5 protein-coding genes are annotated in these 6249 nt (G+C 68.6%); 2 read left to right on the top strand and 3 right to left on the bottom strand.

The features are described 5' to 3' along the window. Nucleotides 1-353 precede the first annotated feature (353 nt). Nucleotides 354-1739: an NHL repeat-containing protein gene (locus tag NON22_RS18855; protein ID WP_257388502.1), complete on the bottom strand. Its 1386-nt coding sequence runs from the start codon at nt 1737-1739 to the stop codon at nt 354-356. A 215-nt stretch (nt 1740-1954) separates the two neighbouring features. On the opposite strand from NON22_RS18855, the gene NON22_RS18850 reads away from it, so the two are divergent. After that, a complete protein-coding gene (locus NON22_RS18850; protein WP_257388501.1) occupies nt 1955-2530 on the top strand; it encodes an ECF-type sigma factor in 576 nt (191 codons plus the stop codon). Further along, nucleotides 2527-5322 (top strand): serine/threonine-protein kinase, encoded by a 2796-nt coding sequence (locus NON22_RS18845; RefSeq protein ID WP_257388500.1) that lies wholly within the window; start codon nt 2527-2529, stop codon nt 5320-5322. The genes NON22_RS18850 and NON22_RS18845 overlap by 4 nt, the downstream gene beginning before the upstream one ends. A 61-nt stretch (nt 5323-5383) precedes the next feature. Here NON22_RS18845 and NON22_RS18840 read toward each other — a convergent pair whose 3' ends face one another. Together NON22_RS18840 and NON22_RS18835 are read right to left on the bottom strand one after the other, a co-directional pair. Next, nucleotides 5384-5833, bottom strand: coding sequence for a hypothetical protein (locus NON22_RS18840; protein ID WP_257388499.1), 450 nt, complete (start codon nt 5831-5833; stop codon nt 5384-5386). A gap of 71 nt (nt 5834-5904) precedes the next feature. After that, nucleotides 5905-6249 (bottom strand): hypothetical protein (locus NON22_RS18835; protein WP_257388498.1); only part of this gene is annotated, 345 nt, incomplete at its 5' end.

The following is a 6249-nucleotide window of genomic DNA, read 5'->3' as shown; positions in this document are numbered from 1 at the left end:
GGCCGGCGTGAGCTCGGGCTCGGCCTCGCCGCCCAGCGCCTGCTTCACGATCGCCTGCGGCGCCGTCAGTGCCGCGGCCGCCGCCGTCGCCGACGCGCAGTCGGCGGCGGCCGGCAACGGCGCCGCTGCGAAACCCAGCAGCAACGACGACAGCGATAGACGGGCGCCAGGCATGGACGACATCCGCGGGCAGCGACGAGGCGGCCGACTATCGCGCATCGCGACGGCCGACGATAGCGAGGCGTTGCCTCGCAGCGCCCGATGTACGTCTCGGGCAATCGCATCGCGGCAGGATCGCATCGCGCTGGTTAGGCCACAAAAAACCGGCCGCGGATTCCGCGGCCATGCGCGAATCAGAACAGAGGCTGTTCCAGACCGTCGGCGAAGATGCGGTCCGGATCGCCGTAGGCGCGCAGCACGGCGAAGTCGTCGTGCGGGCCACTGGCATTCAGCGCCAGGCCGGCGACGAGCAGCTTGCCCGAAGGCTCGACCGCCAGCGAGCGGGATTGCTCGGTGCCGGCGGACACGCCCACCGTCATGCGGCCCTGGCCGTCGCCGAAGCCCTGGTCGGGCAGGCCGTCGGCACTGAGGCGCACGATGAAGAAGTCCGGCTGCGGCGCGCCGGACGGCGTCGTCGTGGCGTAACCCGAGGCGACGATCTTGCCGTTGCCCTGCAGCGCGAGCGCGCGCGGCTCGTCGTACTGCGACACGGTGCTGAGCTTGACCAGTGTGCGGCCGTTCATGCCGAAGGTCGTGTCCAGGCTGCCGTTGGCGAGCAGACGCAGAAAGGTGAAGCCGCGGTCGTTGCTGGTGCCGACGAGAACGAGGCGTCCCGCATCGTCGATGCGCGCGGCACGCAGATCCGACAGACCGGTCTGCACGCCGCTGCTGGTGCCGGCTACGAGGTTCACGCGACCGGTGCCATTGAAGGTCGTGTCCAACACGCCGTCGCGGGTCAGGCGCACGACATAGGCGTTGTTGCGGTTGGCGGTGTAGCCGGCCAGGGTGATGCTGTCGTTGGCCGGCAGGTCGCCGCGCTGGTTCGTCGCGATCGCGGTCACGTAGTCGCCGGTCTGCGCATCGGCCGGATACGCGCCGTCGAGCACGACGTAGCCGGTGTTGTTGCCGCCGAAGCTCGTGTCGAGCACGCCGTCGGCGCTGAAGCGCGCGACCGTGGTGCGGCGGTAGCGGAAGCCGCCGACCGGAACCGTGGTGTGGCCGGCGACGATGATCTTGCCGTTGCTCTGCACCGCGAGCAGACGGCCTTCGTCGTGCTGGCTGGGGCCGCCCACGTCGAGCAGCACCGAACCGGTACGGCCGCCGACGCCGGCAGCGCCGAAACTCGTGTCGAGGCTGCCGTCCGGACGCAGCTTGACGAGCGCGAAGTCCTGATATGCGGTCGGCGCCTGGGAACCGGCCACGAGCACGCTGCGATCCGGCAACACCTTGACCGCAAACCCCTCGTCGACGTTGCCGGAACGATCAAACATCGCGAGACCATTCGTGCCGAAGGTCGGATCCAGCGTGCCGTTGGGCAGATAGCGCGCGACCGCGAGATTCGGCGAGCTGCCGGTGCCCGTGAGGTTGCGGCCCGTGACGGTGCCGGCCGCGACGAAGCGCCCGTCCCACATCGCGGCGACTGCATTGATCTCGTCGGGGGCGCCGAAGAAGTCGGTCGTGAGCTTGCCGACGCTGCCGAACGTCTGGTCCAGTGTTCCGGGCACCCACTGTTGGGCCATGACCGGCGCGGCGGCCAGGCAGAGGGCGGCGGCAGCCAGTGCCGATCGATACCGGTGCAAACCGTGCGTTGTCTTCGTATGCTTCACGATGCTTTTCCTCGCAGATGGAACGGATCGGGCCGCAAGGTGCGGCGCCGACGTGCCTGCCGAGGACGGGATCGCGGCGGCGATGCTGTCATCGCCGCGATTTCCGCAACATCGCAGGAGGCTCGCTCGTGTCCGAACCCGCATCGCCGGCTGCCGCCGACCATGAAGTCACCCGTCTGCTGATCGCCTGGAACCAGGGCAATGCCGGCGCGGCCGAGGAACTGACCGAGCTCGTCTACGCCCAGGTCCGCGCGATCGCCGGCAAACACCTGCGCCAGTTCGACGGCAACGTGACCCTCGCGCCGACCGAACTGGCCAACGAACTGTTCCTGCGCCTGCTCGGCAAGGACATCGACTGGCGCGACCGGCGGCACTTCTTCGGCGTCGTCGTTGCAGCGATGCGCAACATGCTCATCGACATGGCCCGCGCGCGAGGCAGCGAGAAGCGCGGCGGCGGCCAGATCCACGTGACCCTGTCCTCGGCCGAGGACCAGCCCAGCGAGCCGCGCGAACAGGATCAGCTCAACAGCGCGCTCGACGCGCTGCGCGCGCTCGATGCGCGCAAGTGCGAAGTCATCGAGCTCACCTACTTCCTCGGCCTCAAGCGCGAGGAGATCGCCAACACGCTCGACGTCTCGCTGGCCACGGTCGACCGCGAGCTGCGCTTCGCGCGCGCCTGGCTCAAGGAGCGGCTGGAGGCATGAGCGACGCGCGCTGGCTGCGCCTGCAGCAGCTGTTCGACTCCCTGCTGGAGCTGCCGGCCGACCGGCGCGAAGCCTGGCTCGCGGCGCAACCCGACAGCGACGACCTCAAGCAGGAAGCGCTGCGCCTCGTCGCCGCCGACGAGCGTGACAACGCCGCGGTCACGCGCCAGTTCGGCGCCGCGGTCGGCGAAGCCGCCGCGTTGGGCGAAGCGGCTGCACTGCCGGTCAGCGGCCTCATGCTCGGGCCTTACCGGCTGCTCTGCGAGATCGGTTCCGGCGGCATGGGCACGGTGTTCCTGGCCGAACGCGCCGACGCGGAATTCGACCGCCAGGTCGCGATCAAGCTGATCCGCGGCATCCCGACGCGCGACGCGGCCGAGCGCCTGCGCCGCGAGCGGCAGATCCTCGCCAAGCTCGAACACCCGCACATCGCACGCCTGCTCGACGGCGGCACCAGCGCCGACGGCCAGCCCTATCTGGTCATGGAATACGTCGCCGGCGAGCCGATCACGCGCTGGTGCCGCGAACACAAGGCCACGCCGGCCGCGCGCATCGAGCTGCTGCGCAAGGTCTGCCTGGCCGTGCAGTACGCGCATCAGCGGCTCGTCATCCACCGCGACCTCAAGCCGGCCAACGTGCTCGTGCGCGCCGACGGCGAACCGGCGCTGCTCGACTTCGGCATCGCCAAGCTGCTCGATCCGAACGCGAGCGGCCGCCAGGAAGCCACGCACGCGCAATGGTTCACGCCGACCTACGCGGCGCCCGAGCAGCGCCGCGGCGAGGCGGTCAGCACGGCGACCGACGTCTACGCGCTGGGCCTGCTGCTCTACGAGGTGCTGACCGAAAGCGTGCCGGTGCAGAACGGCGACGGCCTCGTGCTGCCGGCCGTGCTCGCGCGCGCCGACGGCACGCGCCTGCCGGCCGAGCTCGCGCTGATCGTCGCCCAGGCCACGCACGCGGACCCGGCACGGCGCTACCTGTCGCCCGAAGCGCTGTCCGAGGACCTGCGCCGCTACCTGCGCGGCCGCCCGGTGCTCGCCGCGCCCGACAGCTGGTTGTATCGCACGAACAAGTTCCTGCGCCGGCATCCGTTAGCGATCGGCGCGGCCAGCGTCGCGCTGGCCGTGATCGCCCTATCCACCTGGCGCCTCGCGGCCGAACGCGACCGCGCGCTCAGCGCCGAGCGCCGCGCGGTCAGCGAGACCGCCGCCGCGCGCGCGGTCGAGCACTACCTCGTCTCGCTGTTCGAGGCGGCCGATCCGGACCGCAGCGGCCGGCGCCAGCTGAGCCCGCGCGAACTCGTCGACCTCGGCAAGCAGCAGCTCGCGACGAGCCTCGGCAACGATCCGGCCCAGCGCGGCCGCCTGCTCGTGACCCTGGGCCGGCTGTACGCGCGCCAGGGCCTGCCGACCGAGGCGATCGCGACCCTCGAGGAAGCCGCGACCCTGCTGCGCGCGGCGGCGCCGCAGTCCCCGGGCCTCGTCGACGCGCTGGAGGAGCTCGGCAACTCCTGCCGCGACAACCACGAATTCCCGCGCGCGCTGGCGCTGCTGCAGGAAGGCTTGCAGCGCGCGACCGCGCTCGACGGAGACGTCGGCGCGCGCGTGCTGCGCCTGCGCTCGGAAGTCGGCCTCGTACTGTCGCGCGCAGACCGCGCGAACGAGGCCGTCGGCATGCTCGCCGACGTGGTCGCGCGCTACGACGCCGCGCCCGAGCTGCGCGGCGGCGAGGATCACGCGAACGCGCTGCTGTTCCAGTCCGAGGCACTGCTGACCGACAACCAGGCCGAAGCTGCCAACCGCGCCGCCCAGCGCGGCGTGACCCTGCTGCGCGTCGCGCGGTCGGCCGACGACCCGCTGCTGCTCGCCTCGCTCGGCTTCCTCGCCAACACCTACCGCGCGATGGGCGATTTCCCGGCCGCGGAGAAGGCGCTGCAGGAAATGCTGCGCGAGCGTCTGAAGATCTACGAGCCCGACAGCGAGATGATCGCGCTCGTGCGCAACGAACTCGCGGTGATCTACCACAACCAGGGCCGCCTGGCCGAAGCGCGCGAGCAGATGCAGCTGTCGCTGGCCAGCGCGCGCGCCAACCTCGGCGAGGACAGCCTGTCCTACAGCGTCAGCATCAACAACCTCGCGAGCGTGCTCGAGGAGCTCGGCGACTTCGCGCAGGCCGAGCCGCTGCTGCGCCAGTCGGTCGGCATCGCCGAAAAGCACGCGGCCGAGGATTCCTCGGCGCAGGCGCTGGCCCACCAGAACCTCGGCCGCCTGCTGATGCTGTCGGGCCAGATGCGCGAGGCGCGCGACTACCTCGAACGGCCCATACCGACCGACGGCGAAGAGAACGCGGTGCTCGACCTGCAGCGCGGCCGCCAGCAGTTCCACCTCGGCGAATGGGAACGCCGCTCCGGCAACCGCGTCGCCGCGGCCGCGCATTTCGACGCCGCCGAAAAGCTGTTCAAGCCGCTGGTCGCGGCCGAATCGCCGCGCTGGGGCCAGCTCGCGCGTTCACGCGCACTGCTCGCCGCCGAAGCCGGCGACCTGCCCGGCGCAATCCTCGGCATGCGCGAAGCCCTGCGCATCGTCAAGGCCGCCCGCGGCCAGAACTACCCCGGCACCGCCGAGATCGAGATCGAACTCGCCGACCTGCTCGCCCGCAGCGGCGACATCGCCGCCGCAAAGGAGCTCGTGCCGGCCGCCGCGCGCACCCTGCAGGCGCAGCTCGCGCCGGGGGCGCCGGGGTTGAAATCGCTGGAGAAAATTCAGAACCGGCTGGCTGACGTCGACCACTGAGCGCCGGAACAGCGCAAGGCCGGCTCATATCGATCGATGATCGAAACGGCAGCGCCGCTTATTACGAAAAATCCACTGTTCCAACCACCTCGACATATTGGGTCGAGCTCTCGTTCGACGCGTCGTAGTAGATCCGAGCCGTCATTACGTACGGCTTCTTCTCCAGGCAGTAAAGCTCCCTGAGCTCTTTCTTCGAGAAGCGCTGCCCCAGGACGTTGCCGGAGAACAGCATCCGTTTCGTCGGAAGCTGCTCAGGCGACACGTCGATGATCGGACAGAGTATTTTCTTGTCGGTCTTTCCGCTTTTCGGAACAAAGCTGATGTCCAGCCCTGACCTGTCTTCGCCATAAAGCAGCCGGAAGGGATATTCGACCGTCGGCCGTTTCACACCGTTGTTCACGAGCAGAATCGTGACGTCGGCTGTACGTACATTCAGTTCCAGGGAAAGACCGTCCCCACCGGCAACAGCTCCCTGGGAAGCGGCCACCTGGCAATAGGCGGTCCCCAGCACGAGAACGATCTTCGAAAGAAAACGGACAAGCAATCGTGACCGCCTCGCTGTTTCCGAGCATGCCAACATCATCAATCGCCTATCGATTTTTTTATCAACGAAGGCGGTGGCGTCTGGAAGCCCCAAGGACCTAACGCAGAACCGGAAGCGTCAACAGTTATGCTGCCGCCAACTAATACACTAGATTCATTCCCGGTGGACAGCAAACGATCGGCAGCTCGATAACGACCAATAACAATTACAAAAGATCTATTTTTAACTATCAATGATTTTGCGACATCACCGCCACTTACCTTTAAGGAAGGTCTGAACAAGTCCGCCCCATTGTGCTGAGATAGTGCCACTACCCGACGAGGACCGCGCGCGATGGACCAGATGAGCTTTGGCGACGGGGAGTACGCGAGCAAGCGCAAGCG

This window comes from Tahibacter caeni (genome assembly GCF_024609805.1).
In the GTDB taxonomy this organism is placed as follows: Bacteria; Pseudomonadota; Gammaproteobacteria; order Xanthomonadales; family Rhodanobacteraceae; genus Tahibacter; species Tahibacter caeni.
The sequence above is the reverse complement of the archived record's forward strand: the minus strand, read 5'-3'. Positions and strand labels throughout refer to the sequence as shown.

Bases quoted from the DNA above. Each gene is read 5' to 3' on its own strand.
- NON22_RS18855 (WP_257388502.1), bottom strand. From the start codon at position 1,739: ATGGCCCAACAGTGGGTGCCCGGAACACTGGACCAGACGTTCGGCAGC.
- NON22_RS18845 (WP_257388500.1), top strand. From the start codon at position 2,527: ATGAGCGACGCGCGCTGGCTGCGCCTGCAGCAGCTGTTCGACTCCCTG.